This is a genomic window from Priestia sp. YIM B13491 (assembly GCF_042787605.1).
Classification (GTDB): Bacteria; Bacillota; Bacilli; order Bacillales; family Bacillaceae_H; genus Priestia; species Priestia megaterium_E.
Window position 1 is genome coordinate 604,688 of sequence record NZ_JBHZOR010000004.1, and the last position, 25,590, is coordinate 630,277.

The following is a 25,590-nucleotide window of genomic DNA, read 5'->3' on the forward strand; positions in this document are numbered from 1 at the left end:
AACAACATAGGACATTTCTTGAAATAAAAAGATAGACCTTTAGAAGAAAAAAAGGGGGAAACAGAGCAATGAACAAGCTTTTATTTTACGGGACGAGCGATGCTCAAGGAGTGCCTCGATTATTATGTGACTGTAAAGTATGTACACAAAAAGATCAATTAAATCAGCGCACAAGGCCCAGTGCACAGTTTACAATGGACGGTAACGTGTTTTTGATTGACGTATCACCTGATTTTAAACATCAATTTCATTTATACAATAACAAAAAAATCCCTTCTACTGTATTTATTACGCATCCTCACAATGATCATGTGGCTGGTTTAGGAGATTTAGCTGACTTATGCTATTGGAATAATGTAAATACAGAAGTCGTAGGAGCGCCTGAAGTCATCAGCGAGTTAACCGAAAGATTTCCTTATCTCGCAAAAAGAAAAGGGCTTACCTTTAAAGGAACGTTAAAATGGGATAGTGGAGAAACAACGATTACGTTTCATAAAGTAAATCACGGATTTAACGGTCATTCCTACGGCATTGTAGTTCATCAAAAACAAGGTGAACGCTGGGCGTATGTATCCGATTCTTTTAATGTGACCAAAGAACAGTGGCAGCCCTTTTACCACTTAGATTTACTGATATTTGGTACATCTTTTTGGAAAGAATATCTTCAAAAAGAAAAAAGATCCGTATATGACGTGACAGAGGCAATGGAGATTAAAGCGAAGCTGCAGGCCAAAAACATGGTATTTACTCATTTATCACATGATATCGATATCCGAAAGCACGCCGAGATGCTCTCAGATGAAAACGTAAGCTTTGCCTATGACGGACGCGAGATTTTATTACCCTAAAGCAATACATAAACGCATAAAAGGTTTCATTTAAAGAAGCAGCGTAGCTAAAGCGCTGCTTCTTTAAGTTTGTAAATTAGATATGTTCGATAAAGTTGCTCACAACTTTGTTAAATCGATCGCTTTCTTCAAGAAAAGGGCAGTGGCAGCTGTTCTCAAAAACTTCAAGTACAGAACCTGAAACCAGCTTTTGAATATGTCTTCCAGCTGCTACCGGAATGAGCTTTTCATCTTTTCCAAAGCACAGTAAGGTAGGGATTGTAATAAACGGGAGAAAATCTCGATAGTCCACAATGGATTGATCAAACAAAATAGCACTGGCTATCGACTCAGGCATTTTCGTTACTTCTTTCATAATCCAATGTTTATCTTCTTCAGTTAATTCATCCTTAAACATAAGCGGAATAAAATTTTCTAATGTACTTGCTCGATCAAGTTGAATACCCTGCATAAGCGAAATAAGCGCAGGTAAATCAAATGCACCGATCGGAAAATCTGGCCATTTAAAGTCTGAAGCCATTTCATCTACAATAACATTCCCTTTTACATTTTCTTGACCAAATTGTTTCAAATATTCCCACACAACAAAAGCACCCATTGACCAGCCTACTAATATGACGTCTTTTAATTGATGAGTGGTTATAAACTCATGCACATCACGAGCATAAGTGGAAATTGTATGGCCGTATGGAGTATGACTTGAATTTCCATGTCCTCTTAAATCCAAAAGAATAGTTTGATACTGTTTCGAAAAAAAAGAAAGCTGGTTGTGAAAAAAACGACTGCTCATCCAAACTCCGTGAATGAAAATAATAGGTGTTCCTTCCCCTTGTTGTTCATAGTACAAAGTTGCACTGTCTTTTAATGTATAAAAAGGCATTATTTTCGCCCCCAATTTCAAAGATTTATATCTCATCATGTATGCGCGGGAAAATTCAGGTAGAACGTATCGCGTCAATAAAATTTTTATTGAAGAACAAATCCTAGAAGTGGACGCTTTGATATGTTATACTATTACAGGCTTAAATACTGTATGTTTTTGAAACAATCATTCACTGTAATACTTTTTAGATAGAAGCATCCTCATAAAAAGGATGTTGTTTTTGTCGTAATGTACCTTTAAGTAATGAATTGTTACCATCAATTCGGTTCACAATAACCGACCTACATGCATTATATCTTGCAAATATAAACAGATAGGTGGAAGAAGCAACATGACTGAAAGAAAACCATATCAAGTACTACTATATTATTTGTACACTCCAATTGAAAATCCTGAAGAGTTCACAGCTCAGCACTTGGCATTTTGTAAAGAGCTTGAATTAAAAGGACGCATTTTAATTGCGGCTGAAGGGATCAATGGAACGGTATCAGGAACAGTTGAACAAACAGATAAATACATGGAAACGATGAAAAATGATCCTCGTTTTGAAGGTATTGTATTTAAAATAGACGAAGCAGATGAACATGCGTTCAAAAAAATGCACGTGCGTCACCGCAAAGAATTAGTAACTCTTCGATTAGAAGAAGATGTGAATCCTCTTCGGGTAACGGGTAATTACTTAAGCCCAAAAGAATTTCATCAAGCGATGCAAGATGAGAATACGGTCGTAATTGATGCACGAAACGATTATGAATACGATTTAGGTCATTTCCGAGGAGCTGTTCGTCCGGATATTCGAAACTTCCGTGAGCTTCCTGAATGGATTCGCGACAACAAAGATCAGTTTGAAGATAAAAAAATCTTAACTTATTGCACAGGCGGTATTCGTTGTGAAAAATTCTCTGGGTGGCTTCTTGAAGAAGGTTTTGAAGACGTAAGCCAGCTTCACGGAGGTATTGTCACATACGGAAAAGATCCTGAAGTACAAGGTGAACTATGGGACGGTCAGTGCTATGTGTTTGATGAGCGCATCAGCGTACCAGTTAACCAAAAAGAGCATGTGATTGTCGGAAAAGACCACTTTACCGGCGAGCCTTGTGAACGCTATGTTAACTGTGCAAACCCAGAATGCAATAAGAAAATCTTAGCTTCTGAAGAAAATGAACACAAATATTTACGTGCTTGCTCACATGAATGCCGAGTGAGCCCTCGTAACCGCTATGTAAAAGAACATGGTTTAACAGAAGAAGAGTTTGCAGCACGTGTTAAAGAGCTTGAAAAAGAACACGTAACTTTATAATAAAAAAAAGCAGCACGCTATACAAAGCGTGCTGCTTTTTTATGAAAAGATTCTCTTAGAACCTGGTGTTTAAAGAATGTCATACAACGGGTATTTATGAAAAAGGAAAGATATTCCTAACTTTTTCTATTTGTTTAAAAGAATGTTTTTTTGAGAAAGCGATTATAAAAAAATGATTGTACATAAAAACGAAAAAGGAGCTTGAAAATGGAAGCAAAAATTGAAAAAAAGTACGATGGCCGTTTGCTTGAAGGACCCCTATGGGATGAAGAAAATCAAAAATTAGTGTTAGTAGACATCTTAGATAAAAAGCTTCTTACGTACGATCCAAAAACGACAACCTTAGAAGATATTGCTCTTCCTTCAGTCGTTACAAGCGTTTCTAAAACCAATCATTCAAAATTGATTGTCTCTACCCGTAATCAGCTGCTTTTAGTTGATAAAAACAAAAAGAATCATGAAGAGTATATCCGTTTAGATACTCTTGAAAAAACCATGCGTTTTAATGACGGGAAATGTGATCCATATAATCGCTTTTGGATTGGAACGATGAGTGAAGAAGATGAAGAAGGAAAAGCCCAGCTTTACGTAGTAGATGAAAAAGGTGTCATTAAGAGCGCTAAAGAAGGATTAAGCGTGTCAAACGGGCTAGCTTGGAATCGAACAGGAGACAAATTCTTTCTGGTTGATTCACCGAAAAATAAAATTATGTCTTATTCATTTTCGAAAGAAACAACAAGGCTCGAAGATGAAAAAGTGGTGATTGACCTTTCGGACATGGACGGGTTTCCTGATGGAATGACAATTGATGAACACGATCGATTATGGGTAGCGCTTTGGGGAGGTTCGAAAGTCATTTGTGTAGATCCAGATAAAGGAGAAATTATAGAATCTATTCACCTTCCTGTTTCCAATGTAACCTGCTGTACATTTGGAGGAGACGATTTACAAACCTTATTTATCACCACAGCTAAGGAAGAAGAAAAATACGAAGAAGCTGCCGGCTCTCTTTTTTCATGCCGAGTAGGAGTAAAAGGCGTCCCTGCTTATACTTACGTATATTAGATAAGCGCTTGGAAAAATGTAATGATTCCTAAAGCCAAGTAACGAGAGATGTTACATACAGCTTCTACAATTCCTTTACGTTGTGTTCACTTCTTTACATTTTATTCTTTATGAGGAAGAGGAATAAAATATGGGGACAACGAATTTCCATAAAGAAGCCTTTTAAAGAATATGAACACTTCTATTAGGTAATAATGGGAAAAGGTACAAAAGGAGGAATTGTTTTGGAACAAACATTGTATGAAAAAGTGGGCGGACAAGAAGCTATTGACAAAGTAGTTGATTATTTTTATTCTGAACTCGTGTTAAAAGACGAAACGGTCAGTCACTTTTTCGAGCATACGGACATGGATAAACAGCGTCGACACCAAGCCAAGTTTATAAGTTTTGCCTTAGGTGGACCGAATCAATATTCAGGAAAGTCGATGGCCAAAGCACATGCAAATATGAATATTCAACCCGAACATTTTAATGCAATTGCTAAGCATCTTCACGATGCACTTGCTCACTTTAATGTTGAAGAGCCTGATATTGACCAAGCATTAAGTAAAGTTGAATCCCTAAGAAATGATATTCAATATAAATAAATCATAAAAAAGAAGGTTACTGTGACCTTCTTTTTTTTATGCTCAAAGCTGTGATGTATGAAGGAAACATGGAAAAGATATCGTAATATGATAAAAATGCAATAGGTGAAAATATTTATTGAAAGTCTGGGAGTGGGAGTATGTCAGCAATTAATGGGAAGCAATACGTAGAGAGAATTAATCAATTAAAAGCAAATGTATGGGTTGATGGCAAGCTCGTAACAGGCGATATATCAGAACATCCGGCTTTTAAAGGAGCCATTAACAGTCAAGCTAAGCTTTATGATCTTCAGCATGATCAAAAAATTAAAGATATCATGACATATCAATCTCCGGCTTCTAAAGAATTTTTTGGTACATCTTATTTACAGCCTAAAACAAAAGAAGAGTTAAAAAAAAGACGAGAGATGACCCAGCAATGGGCGCAATTAACCCATGGTATGATGGGAAGAAGTCCAGATTATATGAATACCGTATTAATGGCTTTTGCATCCTCTGCAGAACTCCTGAGAGGAACGGAAAACTGCTTTCCTGAAAACATCCTTTCTTATTATGAATATGTGAGAGAGCAAGATTTATCGCTCACTCATACATTCATCGATCCTCAAGTCAATCGAATCCAATTTTATTACGAGCAAAACGACGAACCGATAGCAGCAAAAATAGTTGATAAAAACAATGAGGGAATCGTTATCCAAGGCGCGAAACTGCTTGCTACACAGGGCGGAATGACGGATGAGCTGCTCGTACTGTCTTCAGCGGGCATTCAAGGAAAAGAAAAAGGATTTGCTTTTTCGATTCCAAGTAATACAAAAGGAATTAAATTTATTTGTAGAGAATCATTTGCAGGAAAAGAATCGACGTTTGATTATCCATTAAGTTCTAGATTTGAAGAAATGGATACAGTTGTTGTTTTTGACCATGTATTAGTACCGTGGAACCGCGTTTTTTTCTATGAAAATGTAGACGTATCAAATACATTCCTTGCTTCTAGTTCCTTTTCAGCTTTTGCTCTGCATCAGGTAACTTCAAGGAGAATTGTCAAAACAGAGTTTGTATTAGGGATTGTACAATCTCTGATTGAAACCATTAACATTACGGATTATCCGCATGTGCGAGAAAAAGCAACGGAGCTTATTATTGCTTTAGAAACAATGAAAGCTCTCGTGATGAAAGCAGAAGAAGAAGCGGAAATTGATCCATGGGGATACATGCGTCCGAATGAAACTACACTTCGTATTGCCGCAAATATATTTTCAAAAACATATCCTACCTTTACAGAGATTATCCAGCTTTTAGGTGCAAGCGGACTAATGGCAATACCAACAGAAAATACGTGCCGCTCATTGGTTAAAGAAGATATTACGCGTTATTTACAAGCTAAATCGAGAGGGGCAGAAGATCGAATTAAGCTTTTTCGACTAGCGTGGGATTTAACTATGAGTCCGTTTGGCACAAGAGAAACACTGTATGAACGTTTTTTCTTTGGAGAGCCTGTACAGTTAACCAGTTATCTGTACTTATCTTATGATAAAGAGCGCTATGTACAGAGAGTAACCGATTTTTTGAAAAGTTAACGGAGAAAACGAATCTCCGCTGGGTATGATAGTTTAGTTACTAAAACAGCGGAGATGCTTATTGAATAAATTTTAAAAATCTGCAATAATTTTCAAGGAATCATTTCTGTGAAAATACTAAGGAATACTATAAAGGTAGGATGTGACAATGAAGCAATTAATCTATTTTGGTTTAGAACAAGCAAAATCTTGTGTTTTTCCTGTTATCATTTTTCTTACGTTGGCTATGACAAAAATAATTGAAGTACCGTTTATTTCTAGATATGACCTTATTCTATTAGTCTGTCTAGGAACTCAAGTTTTAATGGTGATGTTTAAACGAGAAACGCTTGATGAAGTAAAAGTCATCGCAGTATTTCATTTAATTGGACTAGCGTTAGAACTCTACAAAGTTCATATGGGCTCATGGAGCTATCCGGAAAAAGCTTTCACTAAAGTCTGGGGAGTTCCGCTGTACAGCGGATTTATGTATGCTAGTGTAGCCAGCTACATGTGCCAAGTGTGGAGAAGGCTTGAATTAAAGCTTACGAACTGGCCTTCTACATGGGTTGTCAGTATACTAAGTGCGGCTATTTACCTTAACTTTTTCACGCATCATTTTATTTACGACTTCCGCTGGTTTTTAAAACTTTTTACTTTACTTATTTTCTATCGAACTTTTGTATATTTTACGGTTAACAAACGTACATATCGCATGCCTTTAGTATTGTCTTTTGTACTGATTGGCTTTTTCATTTGGATCGCTGAAAATATCGCAACATTTTTCGGAGCATGGCAGTATCCAGATCAACAGCAGCAGTGGACAATGGTTCATATAAGTAAAATTAGCTCTTGGCTTCTTCTTGTGATTGTTAGTTTCTTGATTGTTGCTTTACTAAAGCATTTAAAAGAAAATCAAAGCCAATTTAAACAAAGAAAGAAATCAAAAGAAACAAACGAAATATATGAAAGATAGAAACATAACTATGTACACGCTGTTAATATGAAGTGCAGAACCTTTGGAGGCTTATATGCAAGAATATATTTTTTATCTTCCCTATTTTAAATCAGCGGGGAAGACCATAGCGGTTACAAATGAAAATGGAGAAAACGTCGGACAGCTTAAGAGAATGCATAAAAATATGTGGACGAAAAGTATTGATTTTTTAACTCGTGATGGACTTCCAGTGTTAGATTCTATTTCTTGGTTTCCTATCTTTTCCTGCGGCTTAAAGGTACATTTACAAGTTCAATGGAAAGGAAGAACGGTGTTTATTGATCACGTAAAAAAACACCGGTGGGTGATAAAAGAAAATGGAAAAACAGTGGGAGATCTATTAGGTAAAGGAATAATTAACAACGAAGGAGCACAAGAAATTAGATGGGGAAATAACGTCTACATGTTAAGCAGTCATGAAGCTGTAGAGGAAGCGTGTATTTTTAATCAAAAAAGAGAAAAAGTCGCAGAGTTTAAATCAGACCTTTTTCATTTTAAAGAAGGCAAACACTCAATAAGAGTAACAGAAGAACTGCCCGTACCCATTTTTATCGCTTCTTACTATATAACTACTTTTATTATGCCATACATATAATCAGGCGCAGAATCATTCTGCGCCTGATTTTTATATCATGATTTTACAAATATCATTTGTGAATTCAACGGGATCACTAATAGATAAACCTTCAATTAGAAGAGCTTGGTTATATAATAAATTTGTATAGAGGTCTAATTTCCCTTTATCATTTTCAAATGCATCTTTTAAAGAAGCGAATACATCATGATGTACGTTAATTTCTAACACTTTTTCTGCTTTTACATGCTGATTATCAGGCATAGCACTTAAAATTTTCTCCATTTCAATCGTTACTTCACCATCAGCTGATAAGCAAACGGGGTGTGTTTTTAAACGTTTAGACGCGCGCACATCTCCTACTTTTCCCGCCAAAGCTTTTTTCATATAGTCAAATAGCTCTTTATTTTCTCTTTCCTCAGACTCATTGAGCTCTTCTTCTTCTGCTTCAATCCCTAAGTCACTGCTTGAAACAGATTTAAATTCTTTTTCTTCGTACGTCATTAACATTTTAATTGCAAATTCATCGATATCTTCTGTAAAATACAGAATTTCGTACCCTTTATCTGCAACCAATTCTGCTTGAGGAAGCTTTTCAATTCGGTCATACGATTCACCTGATGCATAATAGATATACTTTTGATCTTCAGGCATGCGCGATACATACTCATCTAGTGTTACGAGCTTTTTCTCTGTAGAAGAATAGAATAAAAGCAGGTCTTTTAATACGTCTTTGTTGCTGCCAAAGTCACTGTAAACGCCGTACTTCAACTGGCGGCCAAATGATTCATAAAACTTCTCGTACTTTTCACGTTCGTTTTTAAGCAAGCTTTTTAATTCATTTTTGATTTTCTTGCCGATGTTTTTGGCAATCAGCTGAAGCTGGCGGTCTTGCTGCAAAATTTCACGTGAAATATTAAGAGATAAATCTTCAGAATCTACCATACCTTTTACAAAGCTAAAGTAATCTGGAAGAAGATCTGCACATTTATTCATAATTAAGACGCCGTTTGAATACAGTTCAAGCCCTTTTTCAAATTCTTTTGAGTAGTAGTCAAACGGACTATTTTCTGGGATAAATAAAATGGCATTGTAGCGAATCGTTCCATCCACATTAATATGAAGGTGAGTGAGCGGTTTATCAAATCCGTAGCGCTTTTCTGAATAAAACTGCTCATAGTCTTCTGAAGTCAATTCATTTTTATTTTTCTTCCAGATAGGTACCATACTGTTGATAACTTGCTCTTCTGTATAATCTTCTAGCTCGTTATCAGCACCTTCTTTAGGACGTTTTTCCGTTATGTCCATTTTAATCGGGTAGCGGATAAAGTCTGAATACTTTTTAATGATCTCTTTTAAACGATACTCTTCTAGATACTCATCATATGTTTCATCTTCTGTATTTTCTTTAATTTTTAAAATAATTTGAGTCCCAACCGTTTCTTTTTTGCAAGGCTCGATTGTATAACCATCAGCACCAGTAGATTCCCATTTATGGGCTTCATCGCTGCCTAACGCTTTACTAATCACCGTCACGACATCTGCCACCATGAACGCTGCGTAAAACCCAACGCCGAATTGGCCAATAATCGTGTGCCCGTCCTTTGTTTCATTTTCGTTTTTAAACGCAAGGGAACCACTTCGCGCAATTGTGCCCAAGCTGCTTTCAAGCTCTTCTTGCGTCATGCCAATTCCAGTATCCGTAATGGTTAAGGTACGGTTAGTTTTATGTGGTGTTACTTTTATGTAATAGCTTTCTTTGTTAAAACGCAAGGAGTCGTCTGTTAAGGCTTTGTAATAAATTTTATCGATTGCATCGCTTGAATTTGATAGAAGTTCTCTCAAAAATACTTCTTTTTGAGAATAGATGGAATTAATCATCATCTCTAATAATCGCTTTGATTCGGCTTTGAATTCTTTTTTTGACATAAGAAGTTCTCCTTTCCAAATAGGGCTTATAAAATAATTAGCACTTGAGTGGATAGAGTGCTAATCACTCTTTTTATTTAACATGTATTAGGATATTTGTCAATATATTAGGAGATTCGCTAAAGAGAGTAAAAATTAGACTGAAAAAAGCAAACTTTTAAAAAAAAGGTTGAACGTTCTGAAAGAGTTTGCTAGAATATACTTAATTTCAAAGACTATATGTGACTGGCGAAACGCGGATAACCGTGAGGAAGCATATAGTGACGTAGCCGTTCGCCTGGGCAGAGGTAAGGGATTAATACATATCTCTTACCTCTTTCTGTTTAGGGGGAGAGGATATAGAAGTTATCACACATGTAGGCTGAAAAACCAGACTTTTTAAAAAATTAAAATTAAGTTCCTTTATCCAAAGGTAAAAACATGTAAAACTACGATGATAATCAGAGGAGAGTACAAAATGAGCACATTAACATTAGAAAAAGTACAAACAATCAAAACATTAAACAACATTGCACAAAAAGGTCTAAATGTTTTTAATCAAGAAGGTTATCAAATTGACAACGACAGCGAAAATCCAGATGCGATTGTCGTGCGTAGCTTTAACATGCACAGCATGACATTTGACCAAAATTTAAAAGCTATTGCACGAGCTGGAGCAGGGGTTAATAATATACCGGTGGACGCTTGCACGGAGCAAGGTATCGTTGTATTTAATACGCCAGGAGCTAATGCAAACGCAGTAAAAGAAATGGTTTTAACTACAATTATGGCTTCTTCTCGTAACTTATTTGCTGGAGTTGAATGGACAAAAGGATTAGATGGCCAAGGTGATCAAATTCCTAAATTAGTTGAAGCAGGTAAAAAACAGTTTGTTGGAAAAGAAATCAAAGGTAAAACGTTAGGCGTTATTGGTTTAGGTGCAATTGGTGCTCTTGTAGCAAACGATGCGCTTGATTTAGATATGGACGTAATTGGTTTTGATCCATTCATTTCTGTTAATACAGCTTGGAATTTGTCTCGCAACGTACAGCGTGCAATGTCTCTAGAAGAACTATTTGCAGCATCTGACTATATTACGGTTCACGTTCCATTAACGGACGATACAAAAGGTGTTTTCAATAAAGAAACGTTTAGCATCATGAAACCTGATGTTCATATTTTGAACTTCTCACGCGGTGAGCTTGTAAACGAAGAAGATATGAAAGCTGCTCTTGAAAGTGGAAAAGTTGGACGATACATTACAGATTTCCCAAATCAAAATGTCTTGAACATGAAAAATGTTGTGCCAATTCCTCATCTAGGGGCATCAACTCAAGAATCAGAAGAAAACTGTGCGGTAATGGCAGCACGTCAAGTGAAAAATTTCTTAGAAACTGGAAACGTTAAAAACTCAGTGAACTTCCCGAATGCATCTCTTCCTTACACTGGGAAAAAACGCGTAGCTGCTTTCCATCACAACGTGCCGAATATGGTAGGACAACTTACGCAAGTTTTCTCAAACTACAATTTAAACATCGCAGATATGGTGAACAGAAGCCGCGGTGAATATGCGTATACAATGATCGATATTGACAATCAAGTAAGTGACGAGATTGTGCCTGAGCTAGAAGAAAAAATTGGTCAAATTGAAGGAATTATTACAAGTCGTATTATCTAATTTGGTTACTATCATATTCTAGTGTTGCAGCCCTAACTTAGAAAAGTTAGGGCTGTTTTTACATAGTGTTTATCTTCATATCATTTCCTTCATTCCCATAGCATATAGAAATACCTTTAAAGAGGTGAACGTTTTGTCAGGAGAACTGATCGGAATTTTGATAGGGTCGCTCATCGCGCTGGCAGGAACATTCATTACGTCTGTCGTAGCCATAGTGATGTCGAAAGAGCAATACAAGCAAGAGCTTCGCAAAGCATTTATCCAAAAGAAAGTTGATGCCTATACCCATGTGTGTCAAGTTATTCTAGCTATAAAAAACGATTTACTTACAAAAACTGTTTCTTCAGCCGGATTAAACTGGACGGCTCAATCTATTAACAAACTAGCAGATGTGTGTATTACGGAAGGGCTATGGATCGATGAAGAAGACAGCAAAAAGCTGGAGGTTCTGCAGAAGCAGCTTTCAAAATTTGTATTTGATGAAATAGAACTGTCTAGACATGATATTCTCACAGTCTGTTATGAAATTATTGAATATTGTGAAAAAAAGGTAAGGATTCTTCATTTTATGACTACAAAAGAATAGGTGATTACTACTTTAAGAAGTGATAGTAGAAGTATTAAAATAGCATCGAAGTATAAAGTCAAAAAAACAATCCGTTTATACACCAGCAGTCAACGAGGGCATTAGGAAGGTAAAGGCCAAGAGGGAATTTTATTTTGTAAAAGCGATAGGAAAAGATAGGCTCAGTACCGGGTCTATCTTTTTGCGTTTATATAAAGAGTAAATATATTTATATATGCATGTGTCCAAGCATTTATAGAAAAACCTCATAAAATATAGTACAGAAAGGAGATGATTGTATGTCAAATTACGAGTCGAGTAAACCTTATATTAAAGCTGTTAATATACCTAATCCTTTATATCAATCTTTAAAAGGAGACTACTTTGTCGGACAAACTGAGCCTATTCGTTTTGGTGGAAATAGAAATGCTTGGGGCGGGTTAGTTAACCCTTCCGGCTCCGGAGTAGATTTATTTGTGAATGCTTTTACTATCACTAACTATTCCAACGAACCTTTTACTGCTGAAATTTGGTTTAACTCTATCCCGCCTGGAAAAGGAACAACTTCAGATAATGTGAGTCCAGCAAATACTACAATACGTTCAAAACCAAAAGGGAAAATTAAATTTGCAGAAATGGTAAAAGGCTTTCCTACTAAAGGGGTAAACGTATTTAACCGTGTTGTTCCGCCGAAAAGTACATTAGTAAGTGATGAAGACGGCAAATTTATCTTTCCAAACAACGGTTCATACGTTATTTTCTTAGTTTCTCCGGGAAACAAAGAAATTGAAGCTGAAATTGCATATGGATGGTTCGAGAAAAAACGTAAGAAGGACTGTTAACTAAATAGGCCTTAACGATTGTATAAGCAGTGTATGAGCTATTTCATATTTCATACAGTTCTTAACAAACAGTAAGTGTTTATGAAAAGAACTTTGCAGCAACATACAAAGTTCTTTTTTTATAGCTTGCGTTTTTTCGTTCAATTGTGGATATAACTAAAGAAAAACAAAGCAAGCAAAAGGATAATTCCAACTACACAAGCCATTCGAATGGTATTTAAGGATGTTGATAACTAAGGGATTAAAGCGATAATACATAAAACTAAGCTACCTAGTACAATGGCAAAACGAATAACAAAAACGACTGTTATAGAACGAATGCCACATACAGCTGATATACTAATCACTTCTTTGTAGAATTAAGTAACCTTTTCGTCCAGGGTATAAGCATGCTTAACATCTCACGTTAATGTCTACATTCACATTATCTTAAGTTTCAATTCATACTGGCTTCATATAAATTAATCATACTGAATGTATTAATAAAAGATATGAGGTGGGACAATGTTAAACAAGCTTTTTAAACTATTTACAACAGAAACCGAGATATCTAAAGATAAAGAAGTAGATCTCCACGAAGAGAACGATTTTACCGAAGTTTGTGATGATTATTTCATTATAGATGAGTACTAGAAACCCTATAAAACGCTGCAAAATTGAAAGAATTGATTGAGTATATCTGTATAACCAGTAATTGTACAAGGGTCGTAAAGGTATACTTTTACGGCGAATTAATATTGATGAATTGCTTTTTACGTGAAACAATGTGAAAAAAATGGGCATCCTAGAAGCAAAAGGAGGGGATTGAATGGGCAAAGAACCAAATGATGAAACAAGTGAAGGGCTGAATCAGCTTTTTGAAATCATCAATGCAAAAGGCGACGAGGGCGAACTTAGAGAAATTGTCAGTAGGAGTAGTGAAAAGAATAATCATAAAAATCATGAGGATCAATCGTAAAAAGAAAATAAAAAACCTCTTCATGGAAATCATGAAGAGGTCAGATGAAATAGTATTGCAACCATTCCACCCTGCAGAGTGTTAAAGTGGTTTAAACTCTTGATACAACTGGTTTTATGGAACTGATGGGATTCGAACCCACGACCCCTTGTCTGCCAGACAAGTATTCTCCCACTGAACTACAGTCCCGATTATGTAGAGCCTTCATTGCGTGTTGACTCTACTATATTTTAATACGTATGCAGCGCATTCGCAATAGTTATTTTCAGTGTTTTCTAATTTTTTCATATGAATATTAACTTCTAAAAAAATCATTTACTTCTTGTTTATACGTATAAAAAAAACTTGGAATTTGGTTTGGTTCCAATCCTTGTGCAGCATATTTGCTGATGGATTCGTAGTACCATTTCTGCTTTTCGAATCCTCTTTTAAAGCTATTCCAAATCGTATCTCCTTGCTGATCGTAGCTTTCTTTTAAAGACCGTAAATTGTCTAATTTATCTGCTACAATTAAAGATTTCACTTCAAGAGAACCAGTTTTCACAATTTGAATTGTATGCTGTTTACGTTCTTCCCAGCTTTTTGATTTGTTTTCTGTATGAGCTTCAACAATCCCCGCTACCTCTAAACCAAATCTTTGTACAATTTCTTCGAGTGTTACACTTGTATCTTCTACAGCATCATGCAGATAAGCTGCTGCAATTACTTCTTCACTAAAACCCGCTTTTTCTAAAATATTACCTACGTTAATAGGATGAACAATATAAGGTATATCGGACAGTTTGCGCATTTGGCCGCTATGAGCGTGTTCTGCATATCTACGTGCTTCTTTTATTAAAGACATCATATTCCTCCACTTTTTATTCAGTATATCTTCATATTATTAGTATAAACGAATATAGCTTTCCTCACTTTATAAAATTGCACAAATTCATTTCTTATAATAAGGGAAGGCTACCAAAATCCCTTCATATTGTAGTTTTTTTATAAAGCCTAATATCTATTTAATAGGCCTGTATCAGTTGCCATTTCCTTTTTTATTCATAGTTTGTATGAAGGAGTGATAGCAATGCAAAACCGTAATAATCAAAATATTAAGGTCATTGATGTTTCTCATCACAACGGAACAATTGATTGGGAAAAAGTGGCGTCGGATGGTGTAAAAGGCGCGTATATTAAATTAACAGAAGGTACAACCTTCTTAGATAAAAAATCATATGATAATTATATAGGTGCAAAAAATGCAGGTCTACGTGTAGGCTTTTATCACTTTGCTCATGCTGATAATGATCCCATTGCAGAAGTTAATTTCTTTTTAAATAAATTAGGCAGCATGAAGGTTGATTTGCCTCATTGCTTAGATTTGGAAGAAAATAAAGGGAAAACAAAAGCGCAGGTCACAGCCTTTGCAGTTAGATGGATGGAGTATATTGAAAGGAAAACAAGCATTACGCCTATTCTTTACACGGGGTATAGTTTTATTAAATCCAATTTTACAAGCGTTGTGGCAAGATATCCGCTATGGATAGCTCGTTACAGTGGAAGTAACCGCTCTAAGGGATTTGCTAACCCAGGTGATACGGCGATTTGGGATAGATGGTCTATGTTTCAATATACAGATCAAGGAAAAGTAAACGGGATTAAAGGCAATGTTGATATCAATGAAATGGACCTGGATTTCTTTAATAGTATTAATACGGGCGTGACGGTGGTGGAAAATAATAAGCCATCAGCACAATTGCAGCAAGGTGATAGCGGACTAGCTGTAAAAGAACTGCAGCAAAACTTAATTAAATTAGGATTTGAACTTTCCCAGCAAGGAACCGATGGTCAATATGGCAGCGAAACTGTTGCAGCTGTTAAAGCTCTTCAAGAAAAGTATGGATTAACGTCAACTGGAAAAGCTGATGAGAAAACATTAGCTAAAATAATGGAATTGCTTAAGGGTGTAAGCAATTCTGTCGAAGAATCATTACCAAAGGTTACTTCACTCGGAGATAAATATTCTTTTCAAGTAAAAGCGAAGAAGGATATTGGAGTCTACAAATATGCGAATATAACAGAGAATTTTAGAACTATAAAAAAAGGCACGGTATTTAGTGTATATGGCTATACGAATGCAGCATGGGCTGTTCCAGGCGGATTTGTGCAAATGAAAGACGTAGAACCTATCCCAATTACAATTAAAACAGGCGGATTAAGTAAAGACATGGAAACAGAGTTTCGTGCTTTCTTAAAAAATGAAGGAATCGACAGTGAATTACACGTACATGCAATAGGTAATCCGTCCGCTGAACTTACCGCAGCTGGGCTGGATTTTGTAAAAGTTAAACAGTTTTTAGATAAAAAAGGCTGGTACTACAAGCAATAAACTCCCGCTCCGAAGAGCGGGGGTTTATTTTGGTATTTTGTAAAAAAAGAATAGCAGAGATGAATTAAGTAATTAAAATATGTTCTAAATAACAAAGTAGGTGATAACAAAAAAGTTTCTATGTATAGTTCACCTCTAACAGTCATATTTTTAGTCAACGGCTCATGGAGGGTGAATGAATATGAAAAATACGCAGATTCGAATTGAAACACTATCCTATCACTATGAAAGTATTATGGTGAATGATGAAGTAGAGCGTGCGATAAAAAGTATCGAAGTGACGTATCGAGCATATAAACATAACCATGTTTTAAATGGACATGTAGTACTTTCAGGAGAAGAGATTTACGATCTTCAGCAGCTGACTCACGCAGTGGCTGGGAAAATAAAAGCGGAATTAGAAACTACATAAAAAAGCGCCTTTCTTTAAATCTTAAACCAAGATTAAAGAAAGGCGCTTTTTTATTAATTGTTAATTAAACTGCAAAAAGAAGAAATTAAAGTATGTTCTAAATAAAATATATAAATAAAAAACATAGCCTCTAAGACAATTCCTTAAAGCATACACATTATCTTTGCATTGTGAACTTTGTCTCTTTTACCACTACTTTTCTTTTACTATGTGTAAGCAACACGCCGCATAACGTAATGATGCTTCCCACAATGGAAGCTGCACTCGGGATATCTTTTAAAAGCAGCCACGCTAAGAAAAAGGACAGCGCAGGAGTTAAGTAAAGAGAAATGGCAGCCTCAGCAGAACCTATACGCGATGTCAGATAAGCGAGTACCATATAGGGAATAACGGTTGGAAATAATCCTAAATATGTCACGCTTATCGCTGATCTGACAGAGATATGTGCAAGTTCTGTTTCTAACCCAGGTAAAAAAACAAGCATAGAAATTGTAGCCCCCCAAATACTGTACGTCACAAAAGAAAGAAAACCATACTTTTTTAATAAATTTTTTTGACATACTATATAGATGCTTTCTGCAAGGGCAGCTAGCAGAATCAGTAAGATTCCATTAATTGAGTGTACAAAGTTCTCTTTGCTGAAGGTTAAAAGTGCAATACCTGCAAAGCTTACTGCAGATCCAATCCATTTTCTTTTTCCGAACTCCTCCTGAAAAAGAAAAATAGCTAAAAGCGAAGAAAAAATAGGAGTAGTCGAGACCAGTAAACTCGCAATACCCGCACTCACCGTTTTTTCTCCAATGTTTAATGCCGTGTGATATACGGCAAAACCTAAAAAACCGAGTGCTAAAAGAAGTGGAATATCTTTTATATCAGGCAAGCGCATGCGTGTACCTATTGCAATAACTAACAGTACTAAAGAAGCAATACTTAACCGAACAAAAGCAAGGTGCTGAGGAGAAAACGATTCCAGCCCTATTTGAATAACTGGAAATGCTGAAGCCCATAAGCTAATCATCAGTATATGTAAGAACACCAGACTAAACGTTAATTTCATGCCTATTCATCTCCATTTTTCATTTTGAATCCAACCAGTATCTATTGTGGTTCCCATGTTAATAAACATTTGATAAAATGTCTTCAACCAGTTTAAAAGCAATTAACCCAACCACTTTAAAAACAGGAGTAAATGTATGAATCAAGGAAACAGTTCAAGTTATCCAAAATACAAACACATCATTGATTTTATGAAAGAGAAAATTGCGCGTGGAGAATGGCCGATTGGAAGTAAAATTCCTAGTCAGCGAAAGCTTGCTGCTATGTTCGATGTTAACCGAAGTACGGTCATCACGGCATTAGAGGAATTAACAGCGGACGGTTTAATTGAAGGTAAGATGGGAAAGGGAACAATCGTTATAAATAATACATGGACACTTTTGGCTACGACTCCGCCCGATTGGAATGTTCATGTGAAATCAGGTACGCATCGTCCGAGTCAAGCAATGGTACAAGATATTAATGAATCCGAATTTAACTCAAACCTTATTCAATTAAGCAAAGGAGAGCTTTCACCTGACATATTCCCTAAAGATAAAATGAAATACGCTATGGAAAAAGTAGCAAAAAACATGGAGGTTCTGGGATACGAAGAACCAAAGGGGTATTTTCCTTTACGAAAAGAGTTAAGTGCGTATATGAAAACAACGGGGATTGAATCTTCTCCAGATTCTATTTTAATTGTTTCCGGCGCTCTTCAAGCTCTTCAGCTTATTTCAATTGGACTGCTGCAAAAGAACTCTTCGGTTTTGCTAGAAAAACCTTCTTATCTATACTCCTTACATGTATTTCAATCAGCGGGAATGAAACTCAAAGGTCTTTCTATGGATGAGGAAGGAATAAAAGTAACAGCTATAAAACGCGCCGACCCTCAAGAAGGGCAAGCTATTTTATATACAAATCCATGTTTTCATAACCCAACGGGAACATTAATGTCACAAAAAAGGCGTTACGATTTGCTGAAAGAATGTGAGGAACATCAGCTTCCTATTATTGAAGATGATTTATACCGCGAATTATGGCTAAATAAACAGCCTCCGTTGCCATTAAAGGCTTTAGATAGAAATGGACACGTGTTATATGTTAGCAGTCTTTCTAAAACATTAAGCCCGGGATTACGTATCGGATGGATAGTCGGCCCAGAACCAGTCATTGAGCGTTTGGCGGATATTAAAATGCAAACGGATTATGGATCTAGCTCATTGTCTCAAAGAGTGGCAACAGAATGGTTTAAAAATGGCTTATATCAACAGCATATGGAAACGGTACGAACCGAATTGCGAACAAGAAGAAAAGTTATGCTGAATGCTTTAGAAACATATGCAGGAGATGTAGCGACATGGACGAATCCTGAAGGAGGCTTTTTTATATGGGTGCATATTCAACCTTCTATTTCAATGAAATCTTTATACTCTCGTGCTTTAAAAAGAGGGATATTGCTTAATTCCGGAAGTATCTATGCACAAGAAACCGGCAGTTATCTCCGGCTTTCTTACGCCTATGCCTCTTTACCAGATATCGATAGAAGCATTAAAATTCTTGCTGAACTTATTCGGGAATTGCAAGTATAGTAAAAAAAGGAGTAGTGGATTACCCACTATTCCTTTTTGCTTGTATCAAACTCTTCTTCCTATAAAAAACTCCAAGTAACAACTGACTATATATTACCGTCTATAAATCCATGTTATTTTTTATGATAAAAATAAGTTAAGAAGACTTTTAATTTGCTTTCTGTACGTTTTACATGTAAATCGTGAATGGTTTTAACTACGTAATCATTATCAAACATTTCCAACACCTCAATTATTGTTAAGTTTCCTGTTTGTTATAGTTTATGAAATAATCAGACGCATATCATCCGCCATCAGCTGTAACTTTGCGGTTCATCTTTTACAACTAAAGGCTGAAACGTACGCTCATAATTGAACGCACGAATAACAGGATATGCAAAAAAATGAAAAGTGTGCACGTTTTGTTTTAAAAAAGGCTATATCTAAAAAAAAGAAAATTGTCACACACATTTATGAATATGTATCTACTAAGTAAGAAGACTTTTTTAGTTGGTGGGATTGAAGGTGAAAAAGATGGATGAATTATTTAAAGATCTTGATGTGTACAGAACGCAAGAAGAAATGAAGCAGTATTTTGAACATACGCAGCAAATGATTCATCAAAACAGAGAATATATAAAATTAGCCCGACTTAAAAAAGGGCGTTTCAAAAAGTTTTTTGAAGAGTTTTATCCGCTTTATTGCTTCAGCCAATCTTCCTATTGTCCGAGGAATTCAAAATTGAAGCTTATTATTGGAAGTCAAGGATACGACGGATTAATTCTTCAGCCGGATGGTACTGAAAAACGAATTGAAATTACTTCTTACAAAGATGGGAAACTGGAATTTGAAGATGCACAGAGGGTCAATTCAGGAAATTTTGCTCTACCCCGTATCCAGACGGAAGGTTCTGTAGAAGAGTATATAGAAAAAGTGCTAGAAAACATCCAAAAAAAGAGCAAAAAAGATTACAGTGGAGCATCCATTCTATTTGTTGTACACACATTTCATTATTTTGAAGCCTGCGGAAAAAGTTCAGCTGCCTTTATTCGTACCTTAAAAAAAGAAATGAAGAATACTGATTTTCGAGCGGATAAAATTTATTTATTGGAATTAAATCAGCCAGAAAGTGAAAGTGTTAAGCAAAACATTCATTTCATTAAATAAGAAGACACGCTGCAGGTGTTGAGGCGTGTCTTCTTTTCTGATAACAGAACTCTCTTAATACAGGTGGATAATTTTGAAAATTACAACAATTAAGTGCTATAATTCAAGTATGAATATGCATTCAGAGGAGGAAAACCAATGGATTTAGCTTATAGAGATAAAGCTTACGAATATGCCAAAAGATTCGAATCTAGCTATGACGATTATGATGAACGCTATAAGGTGCACAATAATCCGACGGTGTGGCGATTTATGCCGCTGTCTGATTTTCAAGATTTACTGGAAACCAATGCGCTTTTTTTCGCAAAACCTGATGCATTTTCGGACCCTCTTGAAGGATGCTCTTCAATGTGGAACATAGAAGAGTTAAGAAAAAAAGGCGAACGTCATAACCGTACCTCTAGAACCTATATAAGAAAAATCCATGAATTTTCTGCTGTTTCATCCTGGCATATCAATGATTACGAAGCCGCTGGAATGTGGGATCTATATTTAAAGGGGAATGATGGCGTAGCTATTAAAACCACCTATGAAAATTTATTGTGCAGTATTAAAGATTTACGCTATAAAATCTTCTCTGGAAAAGTGCAGTACATAGACTTCCAAAAAGAAATGGTCAGTCATTCTGTATATGACACGTTATTTTACAAGCGCAAATCCTATCAGCATGAAAATGAATTGAGGCTTGTTATTGTAGCAAGTCGCATACACGCTTGGAAGCTGCAAAAGCTATTCGAAATTCAAGGTATTTCCGCAAATCAATGGCAAAAACGAATGGATATCCTTGAAAAAAGATCGTATGATTTTTCTCACGAGCATGGTAACCTCCTTACATGTAATTTACATCAGCTGATCAATGAAATTTACGTATCACCAAGAAGTGCTCAAAGCTGCGTAGATGAAGTAAAAGCCCTTGCTAAAAAACACGGACTCGCTTATAAAAAGGTCACTCAGTCCGACTTATATAGGGACTATATTTACTAAATGCTAGCGAAGTACACAAAAGCTTAATCAAAAATGATTAAGCTTTTGTGTTACATATTCTATATTTTCATGCATTTCCTCATATAAAATAAAACAAACCTCCAAAGCCTATACGTATTAGAATGATGAAGCGAGCTGTATCATTTATGATCGCGAGATGATTACGCACGTAGAACGAGAAATTAATGAAGATAAAACAAATAGCCGTAGATTAACCAAAAGAGTAATAGATGAAATACCTAAATGGGAACGTTCTCTAAAAAACACCCCAGAGTGGATTTATTATTATTTTTGAAAAAATAACCAAATCGTGTTTTGTTTATTTTTTTCCGGGTATACATTCTATGTAAGGCCAATACAAGAAAGGAGAGACTGTACACATGCATTGTTTTACAGCGACTTCAAGAAACGTATTGAGCACCTTAGAAGGAAGATTTGTTTTGATTACAAAAGGCACATTGGTAAACAATCGTTATACTAAGTGCTAGGCTGTCTAATTCAGACAGAATACTCGACTATTCAAACATAACATTCAGTATAAAAAAGAAGATGCGTACTAAGCGCATCTTCTTTTTTGTTAACTCTATTTTCCCTCCTTTTTTGTACTTCGTCTCATTTTTACGCATAAAGTAATAAAAAGGAGGGGGTTATGCTGTGTGATTATGAACAGGAGTTAACGATTCACCGAAAAGATGCTACTCAAAAGACTGCAGCGACTAATGCTGATACTTATAAAAACATAGACTGGGAACAAGTGAAATTAGAACAAAATCTTGCGGATTACCAAGCTCTTGTACGCGTACCTTTTCCTCTGATTTTCAAAAAAAATCAGCTGTATCCTGTATGGGATTTAAGAAAGTACGCTTTTTTATTTGAACAATCTACACCTGCTACTGTCCACCCTAAACTGTGGGAACAAGGAAAATTAAATGTACAAGCCGGCTTATATCAAGTAACTGAAAATATCTTTCAAGTCAGAGGCTTTGATATGGCTAATATTACATTTGTTAAAGGAAAAACGGGATGGATTGTTATTGATTGCTTGACGTCAAAAGAAACAGCAGAAGAAGCACTTAAACTAGTAAACCAGCACTGCGGGAAGCGTCCCGTTAGAGCCGTTATCTTCTCACATTCACATATAGACCATTACGGTGGAGTTTTAGGAGTATTACCTGACTCAACACAAAATAAAACTAGTAAAGTTTATGCTCCTGCTGGGTTTATGGATGCGGTTATCGATGAAAACGTCACGGCAGCCACAGCAATGACACGAAGAAGTCAATATATGTACGGTATTCAACTGCGACGCGATGAAAAAGGCCTAATTGACAACGGTATCGGAAAAGAAATTTCATTTGGAACAATCACGCTTATTAAAGGAATAGAAGAAATTCGTCCTTCCGAACCTCATTCTTATGTAAGTAAGAAAATTGACGGCGTCTCATTTCGGTTTCAGCTTACGCCAGGAACGGAAGCGCCTGCTGAAATGAACATCTATATTCCTAGTGAAAAGTCTCTGTGTATTGCAGAAAACTGTACGGCCACTCAGCACAACCTCTATACGCTCAGAGGAGCAAAAGTAAGAGACGCAGCAGCATGGTCAAGATACTTGCAGCAAGCAATCGATTTGTTTGGCCAAGAGCTAACAACTGTATTTGGGGTACATAATTGGCCAAGGTTCGGAAACGAGTCGTGTATTACCTATATCGAAAACCAACGAGATGTTTATCAATATATTCATGATCAGACATTAAGGCTCATGAATCAAGGATATACCATTGATCACGTCGGCCGAATGATGAAGCTGCCAGAAATCCTATCTCACGAGTGGTATACCAACGGTTTTTATGGAACGGTTAACCACAACGCAAAAGCGGTTTATCAGCGCTATATGGGCTGGTATAACAGCAATCCTGTAGATTTAAATAAACTGTTTCCTGAAGAGTCAGCTAAGAAGTATGTAGAGTATATGGGCGGAGCGGACAACATTGTCAAAAAAGCGCAGTGCTGTTTTCAACAAGGCGACTACCAATGGGTAGCTGAAGTGACCAAACAAGTTATTTATGCTGACCCTCACCATGTGAAGGCAAAACTTTTATGTGCAGACGCGCTTGAACAGTTAGGGTATACAGCTGAATCTGGCCCTTGGCGAAATGAATATTTAACAGGAGCCAAAGAACTTCGTTTAGGTAATATACCGCTTCCTGCCAACATTATCACAAAAGAAGTATGGGATACACTTCCTTTAAAAAATATTTTAGAACTATTTAGCATTCGCGTAGATGGATTAAAAGCAGGTGCATGTAACTATCGTATATTGTTTGTGATACCCGATCGTAATGAAGTAGCTCTTACAGAACTTAAGCATGGAATCTTTAGGTATTTTGGAGATACGCGAAGGAAAGCTGAGGTGACGGTAACGATGTGGCAAGATACCTTATATCGACTCACAACTACAAATGATCACTCTTATAGCTCGGTCCTATTTGTTCAAGGAGATAAATCGAAATGGGATTTCTTTTTGTCTTGTCAGGATTCTATCGATCCAAACTTTAATATTGTGACACCTGTTTCTAAAAAATAAAGTACCTGATTACAGCTCAGAAAGCACATCGTTGATTTTCTGTTCAAAGCAGCTGTCGCATGTGAAGATTTCTTTTTCTTGAAAAGATGTTAGCCTTTCTCCGCAGATGGAACAGCATTCTATACAGTGATTGTTTGGTTCTTGTTCTTTTCTTTCATGTAACATAGCACTTTCCTCCTTTGTAGTATAAATAGTTTGTCTTATTTCTTTAAGTATATACTAATATCAGCCTATGCAGGGAATATAAGGCTTGCTAATGCAGATTATTTATAATATAAAAGCGTTGTAAAGGAGCGGAAATTGGCACAGGAATTGCATGTTAAATCGTTGAGGAAATTCAATGATTAATATGGGGTGAACAGAATGTCTATTACAAAAACAGCTAGTGAATTAAAAAAAGAACAGCAGCAAGAACAGGAATCACTTAATTTATTTTTATCTACTCAAACAGTTATTCAAGAAGCGCTTCAAAAGCTGGGCTATGGTGAAGAAGTGTACCATTTATTGAAAGAACCGCTGCGCATGATGACGGTTCGCATTCCGGTTAAAATGGATAACGGATCGGTAAAAGTCTTCACTGGCTACCGCTCTCAGCATAATGATGCTGTTGGGCCTACTAAAGGAGGCGTACGCTTTCATCCTGAAGTAAATGAAGAGGAAGTGAAGGCATTATCCATTTGGATGAGTTTAAAATGCGGGATTGTCGACCTTCCGTACGGCGGCGGTAAAGGCGGAATTGTATGTGATCCAAGAAACATGTCTTTTGGTGAACTAGAACGACTCAGCCGCGGCTATGTAAGAGCCATCAGTCAAATAGTTGGGCCTACTAAAGATATTCCTGCACCGGATGTCTATACAAATTCTCAAATCATGGCGTGGATGATGGATGAATACAGCCGACTGCGTGAGTTCGATTCTCCTGGTTTTATTACCGGAAAACCTATCGTACTCGGAGGATCTCAAGGACGCGAAACTGCAACGGCTAAAGGAGTAACCATTTGTATAGAAGAAGCTGTTAAAAAGAAAAACCTTAACTTGCAAGAAGCACGGATTATTATTCAAGGCTTCGGAAATGCCGGAAGTTTTCTTGCTAAGTTCATGCATGATGCAGGAGCAAAAGTAATTGGCATTTCAGACGCATACGGAGCTCTTTATGATCCGCTTGGTCTTGATATTGATTACCTGCTTGATCGACGCGATAGTTTTGGTACGGTAACGAATTTATTTACCAATGTGATGACAAACGAAGAACTATTAGAAAAAGAATGTGATATTTTAGTACCCGCAGCCATTTCGAATCAAATTACGGTTCGCAACGCTCATCGCATTAAAGCTTCTATTGTAGTAGAAGCAGCGAACGGACCGACTACGCTTGAAGCTACGCGCATTTTAGATGAAAAAGGCGTACTTTTAGTGCCAGATATTTTAGCGAGTGCTGGAGGCGTAACGGTTTCATACTTCGAATGGGTGCAAAATAATCAAGGCTACTACTGGTCTGAAGAAGAAGTGGCTTACAAGTTACGCAAGGTAATGGTGGATTCATTTGAAACGGTCTATCAAATCTCTCAAGAAAATAACGTAGACATGAGACTTGCTGCTTACATGGCAGGAATCAAAAAATCAGCTGAAGCTTCCCGTTTCCGCGGCTGGGTATAAGATAAAAAAACGATTTGGGCTCTATGTTCCAAATCGTTTTTTGATTTGA

Annotated in this window: 23 protein-coding genes, 1 tRNA gene and 1 riboswitch; of the genes, 18 read left to right on the forward strand and 6 right to left on the reverse strand. The window is 36.5% G+C overall.

Translation table 11 applies throughout. The annotated features are described in order from the left end of the window. Positions 1–68: 68 nt before the first annotated feature. Positions 69–848 (forward strand): MBL fold metallo-hydrolase, encoded by a 780-nt coding sequence (locus tag ACFX4E_RS18040; protein WP_028408482.1) that lies wholly within the window; start codon positions 69–71, stop codon positions 846–848. Positions 849–924: 76 nt separating this feature from the next. Here ACFX4E_RS18040 and ACFX4E_RS18045 read toward each other — a convergent pair whose 3' ends face one another. Beyond that, positions 925–1,728, reverse strand: coding sequence for an alpha/beta fold hydrolase (locus ACFX4E_RS18045; protein ID WP_176526441.1), 804 nt, complete (start codon positions 1,726–1,728; stop codon positions 925–927). A 334-nt stretch (positions 1,729–2,062) separates the two neighbouring features. Between ACFX4E_RS18045 and trhO the strand changes: the two genes are divergently transcribed. From trhO to ACFX4E_RS18075, 6 genes are all read left to right on the forward strand, one after another. Next, positions 2,063–3,031 (forward strand): oxygen-dependent tRNA uridine(34) hydroxylase TrhO, encoded by a 969-nt coding sequence (gene trhO, locus ACFX4E_RS18050; protein ID WP_028408480.1) that lies wholly within the window; start codon positions 2,063–2,065, stop codon positions 3,029–3,031. 207 nt (positions 3,032–3,238) lie between these two features. Further along, positions 3,239–4,096 (forward strand): SMP-30/gluconolactonase/LRE family protein, encoded by an 858-nt coding sequence (locus ACFX4E_RS18055; RefSeq protein ID WP_025751869.1) that lies wholly within the window; start codon positions 3,239–3,241, stop codon positions 4,094–4,096. 224 nt (positions 4,097–4,320) lie between these two features. Continuing rightward, the gene (locus tag ACFX4E_RS18060; protein WP_081085230.1) at positions 4,321–4,683 is read left to right on the forward strand and encodes a group I truncated hemoglobin; all 363 of its coding nucleotides are present in this window, start codon (positions 4,321–4,323) and stop codon (positions 4,681–4,683) included. A gap of 140 nt (positions 4,684–4,823) precedes the next feature. After that, the gene (hpaB, locus tag ACFX4E_RS18065) at positions 4,824–6,260 is read left to right on the forward strand and encodes a 4-hydroxyphenylacetate 3-monooxygenase, oxygenase component (protein ID WP_098432844.1); all 1,437 of its coding nucleotides are present in this window, start codon (positions 4,824–4,826) and stop codon (positions 6,258–6,260) included. A gap of 148 nt (positions 6,261–6,408) precedes the next feature. Continuing rightward, positions 6,409–7,215, forward strand: a complete 807-nt coding sequence (locus tag ACFX4E_RS18070) for a DUF817 domain-containing protein (RefSeq protein ID WP_028408476.1) — start codon at positions 6,409–6,411, stop codon at positions 7,213–7,215. A 55-nt stretch (positions 7,216–7,270) separates the two neighbouring features. Further along, on the forward strand, positions 7,271–7,831 hold the full coding sequence (locus tag ACFX4E_RS18075; protein ID WP_377238810.1) for a tubby C-terminal domain-like protein: 561 nt from the start codon (positions 7,271–7,273) through the stop codon (positions 7,829–7,831). Positions 7,832–7,861: 30 nt separating this feature from the next. On the opposite strand, the gene htpG is transcribed toward ACFX4E_RS18075, so the two are convergent. Then, positions 7,862–9,739, reverse strand: a complete 1,878-nt coding sequence (gene htpG, locus ACFX4E_RS18080) for a molecular chaperone HtpG (protein ID WP_377238808.1) — start codon at positions 9,737–9,739, stop codon at positions 7,862–7,864. A 211-nt stretch (positions 9,740–9,950) separates the two neighbouring features. Next, positions 9,951–10,029, forward strand: a riboswitch (ZMP/ZTP riboswitch). Between the two features lie 167 nt (positions 10,030–10,196). Between htpG and ACFX4E_RS18085 the strand changes: the two genes are divergently transcribed. The 4 genes from ACFX4E_RS18085 (at position 10,197) to ACFX4E_RS18100 (ending at position 13,761) form a co-directional block, all read left to right on the forward strand. Then, positions 10,197–11,396, forward strand: coding sequence for a phosphoglycerate dehydrogenase (locus ACFX4E_RS18085; protein ID WP_057243561.1), 1,200 nt, complete (start codon positions 10,197–10,199; stop codon positions 11,394–11,396). 124 nt (positions 11,397–11,520) lie between these two features. Then, positions 11,521–11,982, forward strand: a complete 462-nt coding sequence (locus ACFX4E_RS18090; RefSeq protein WP_253352830.1) for a hypothetical protein — start codon at positions 11,521–11,523, stop codon at positions 11,980–11,982. A gap of 278 nt (positions 11,983–12,260) precedes the next feature. Beyond that, positions 12,261–12,803, forward strand: a complete 543-nt coding sequence (locus ACFX4E_RS18095; RefSeq protein WP_050688904.1) for a DUF6143 family protein — start codon at positions 12,261–12,263, stop codon at positions 12,801–12,803. An 808-nt stretch (positions 12,804–13,611) separates the two neighbouring features. Continuing rightward, positions 13,612–13,761, forward strand: a complete 150-nt coding sequence (locus ACFX4E_RS18100) for a hypothetical protein (protein ID WP_013057122.1) — start codon at positions 13,612–13,614, stop codon at positions 13,759–13,761. 117 nt (positions 13,762–13,878) lie between these two features. Here ACFX4E_RS18100 and ACFX4E_RS18105 read toward each other — a convergent pair. Both ACFX4E_RS18105 and ACFX4E_RS18110 read right to left on the reverse strand, forming a co-directional pair. Further along, positions 13,879–13,950 (reverse strand) — tRNA-Ala (locus tag ACFX4E_RS18105). A 106-nt stretch (positions 13,951–14,056) separates the two neighbouring features. After that, the gene (locus ACFX4E_RS18110; RefSeq protein ID WP_377238807.1) at positions 14,057–14,605 is read right to left on the reverse strand and encodes an HD domain-containing protein; all 549 of its coding nucleotides are present in this window, start codon (positions 14,603–14,605) and stop codon (positions 14,057–14,059) included. A gap of 225 nt (positions 14,606–14,830) precedes the next feature. Here ACFX4E_RS18110 and ACFX4E_RS18115 point away from each other — a divergent pair, with 225 nt between their 5' ends. Both ACFX4E_RS18115 and ACFX4E_RS18120 read left to right on the forward strand, forming a co-directional pair. After that, positions 14,831–16,132 (forward strand): GH25 family lysozyme, encoded by a 1,302-nt coding sequence (locus tag ACFX4E_RS18115; protein WP_377238806.1) that lies wholly within the window; start codon positions 14,831–14,833, stop codon positions 16,130–16,132. Between the two features lie 181 nt (positions 16,133–16,313). Then, on the forward strand, positions 16,314–16,544 hold the full coding sequence (locus tag ACFX4E_RS18120; protein ID WP_016764194.1) for a hypothetical protein: 231 nt from the start codon (positions 16,314–16,316) through the stop codon (positions 16,542–16,544). A 157-nt stretch (positions 16,545–16,701) separates the two neighbouring features. Here ACFX4E_RS18120 and ACFX4E_RS18125 read toward each other — a convergent pair whose 3' ends face one another. Further along, entirely contained in the window at positions 16,702–17,601 is a 900-nt protein-coding gene (locus tag ACFX4E_RS18125) for a DMT family transporter (RefSeq protein ID WP_377238805.1), read from the reverse strand. A gap of 136 nt (positions 17,602–17,737) precedes the next feature. Between ACFX4E_RS18125 and pdxR the strand changes: the two genes are divergently transcribed. The 4 genes from pdxR (at position 17,738) to ACFX4E_RS18145 (ending at position 23,885) form a co-directional block, all read left to right on the forward strand. After that, positions 17,738–19,171 (forward strand): MocR-like pyridoxine biosynthesis transcription factor PdxR, encoded by a 1,434-nt coding sequence (gene pdxR / locus ACFX4E_RS18130; protein ID WP_377238804.1) that lies wholly within the window; start codon positions 17,738–17,740, stop codon positions 19,169–19,171. A 513-nt stretch (positions 19,172–19,684) separates the two neighbouring features. After that, positions 19,685–20,317: a hypothetical protein gene (locus ACFX4E_RS18135; RefSeq protein ID WP_098331728.1), complete on the forward strand. Its 633-nt coding sequence runs from the start codon at positions 19,685–19,687 to the stop codon at positions 20,315–20,317. Between the two features lie 138 nt (positions 20,318–20,455). Then, complete coding sequence (locus tag ACFX4E_RS18140; RefSeq protein WP_377238803.1) at positions 20,456–21,301, forward strand: DUF2971 domain-containing protein; 846 nt, start codon at positions 20,456–20,458, stop codon at positions 21,299–21,301. A gap of 649 nt (positions 21,302–21,950) precedes the next feature. Beyond that, complete coding sequence (locus tag ACFX4E_RS18145) at positions 21,951–23,885, forward strand: alkyl/aryl-sulfatase (RefSeq protein WP_377238802.1); 1,935 nt, start codon at positions 21,951–21,953, stop codon at positions 23,883–23,885. 9 nt (positions 23,886–23,894) lie between these two features. Here ACFX4E_RS18145 and ACFX4E_RS18150 read toward each other — a convergent pair whose 3' ends face one another. After that, positions 23,895–24,050 (reverse strand): hypothetical protein, encoded by a 156-nt coding sequence (locus ACFX4E_RS18150; RefSeq protein ID WP_169305162.1) that lies wholly within the window; start codon positions 24,048–24,050, stop codon positions 23,895–23,897. Between the two features lie 198 nt (positions 24,051–24,248). Here ACFX4E_RS18150 and ACFX4E_RS18155 point away from each other — a divergent pair, with 198 nt between their 5' ends. Beyond that, positions 24,249–25,541: a Glu/Leu/Phe/Val family dehydrogenase gene (locus ACFX4E_RS18155; RefSeq protein ID WP_102812744.1), complete on the forward strand. Its 1,293-nt coding sequence runs from the start codon at positions 24,249–24,251 to the stop codon at positions 25,539–25,541. Positions 25,542–25,590: the final 49 nt, after the last annotated feature.

Excerpts from the sequence above, each read along its gene's own strand:
- ACFX4E_RS18040 (WP_028408482.1), top strand. The coding sequence starts at position 69 with ATGAACAAGCTTTTATTTTACGGGACGAGCGATGCTCAAGGAGTGCCT.
- ACFX4E_RS18045 (WP_176526441.1), bottom strand. The coding sequence starts at position 1,728 with ATGCCTTTTTATACATTAAAAGACAGTGCAACTTTGTACTATGAACAA.
- trhO (WP_028408480.1), top strand. The coding sequence starts at position 2,063 with ATGACTGAAAGAAAACCATATCAAGTACTACTATATTATTTGTACACT.
- ACFX4E_RS18055 (WP_025751869.1), top strand. The coding sequence starts at position 3,239 with ATGGAAGCAAAAATTGAAAAAAAGTACGATGGCCGTTTGCTTGAAGGA.
- hpaB (WP_098432844.1), top strand. The coding sequence starts at position 4,824 with ATGTCAGCAATTAATGGGAAGCAATACGTAGAGAGAATTAATCAATTA.
- ACFX4E_RS18070 (WP_028408476.1), top strand. The coding sequence starts at position 6,409 with ATGAAGCAATTAATCTATTTTGGTTTAGAACAAGCAAAATCTTGTGTT.
- ACFX4E_RS18075 (WP_377238810.1), top strand. The coding sequence starts at position 7,271 with ATGCAAGAATATATTTTTTATCTTCCCTATTTTAAATCAGCGGGGAAG.
- htpG (WP_377238808.1), bottom strand. The coding sequence starts at position 9,739 with ATGTCAAAAAAAGAATTCAAAGCCGAATCAAAGCGATTATTAGAGATG.
- ACFX4E_RS18085 (WP_057243561.1), top strand. The coding sequence starts at position 10,197 with ATGAGCACATTAACATTAGAAAAAGTACAAACAATCAAAACATTAAAC.
- ACFX4E_RS18095 (WP_050688904.1), top strand. The coding sequence starts at position 12,261 with ATGTCAAATTACGAGTCGAGTAAACCTTATATTAAAGCTGTTAATATA.
- ACFX4E_RS18100 (WP_013057122.1), top strand. The coding sequence starts at position 13,612 with ATGGGCAAAGAACCAAATGATGAAACAAGTGAAGGGCTGAATCAGCTT.
- ACFX4E_RS18110 (WP_377238807.1), bottom strand. The coding sequence starts at position 14,605 with ATGTCTTTAATAAAAGAAGCACGTAGATATGCAGAACACGCTCATAGC.
- ACFX4E_RS18115 (WP_377238806.1), top strand. The coding sequence starts at position 14,831 with ATGCAAAACCGTAATAATCAAAATATTAAGGTCATTGATGTTTCTCAT.
- ACFX4E_RS18120 (WP_016764194.1), top strand. The coding sequence starts at position 16,314 with ATGAAAAATACGCAGATTCGAATTGAAACACTATCCTATCACTATGAA.
- ACFX4E_RS18125 (WP_377238805.1), bottom strand. The coding sequence starts at position 17,601 with ATGAAATTAACGTTTAGTCTGGTGTTCTTACATATACTGATGATTAGC.
- pdxR (WP_377238804.1), top strand. The coding sequence starts at position 17,738 with ATGAATCAAGGAAACAGTTCAAGTTATCCAAAATACAAACACATCATT.
- ACFX4E_RS18135 (WP_098331728.1), top strand. The coding sequence starts at position 19,685 with ATGGATGAATTATTTAAAGATCTTGATGTGTACAGAACGCAAGAAGAA.
- ACFX4E_RS18140 (WP_377238803.1), top strand. The coding sequence starts at position 20,456 with ATGGATTTAGCTTATAGAGATAAAGCTTACGAATATGCCAAAAGATTC.
- ACFX4E_RS18145 (WP_377238802.1), top strand. The coding sequence starts at position 21,951 with ATGCTGTGTGATTATGAACAGGAGTTAACGATTCACCGAAAAGATGCT.
- ACFX4E_RS18150 (WP_169305162.1), bottom strand. The coding sequence starts at position 24,050 with ATGTTACATGAAAGAAAAGAACAAGAACCAAACAATCACTGTATAGAA.
- ACFX4E_RS18155 (WP_102812744.1), top strand. The coding sequence starts at position 24,249 with ATGTCTATTACAAAAACAGCTAGTGAATTAAAAAAAGAACAGCAGCAA.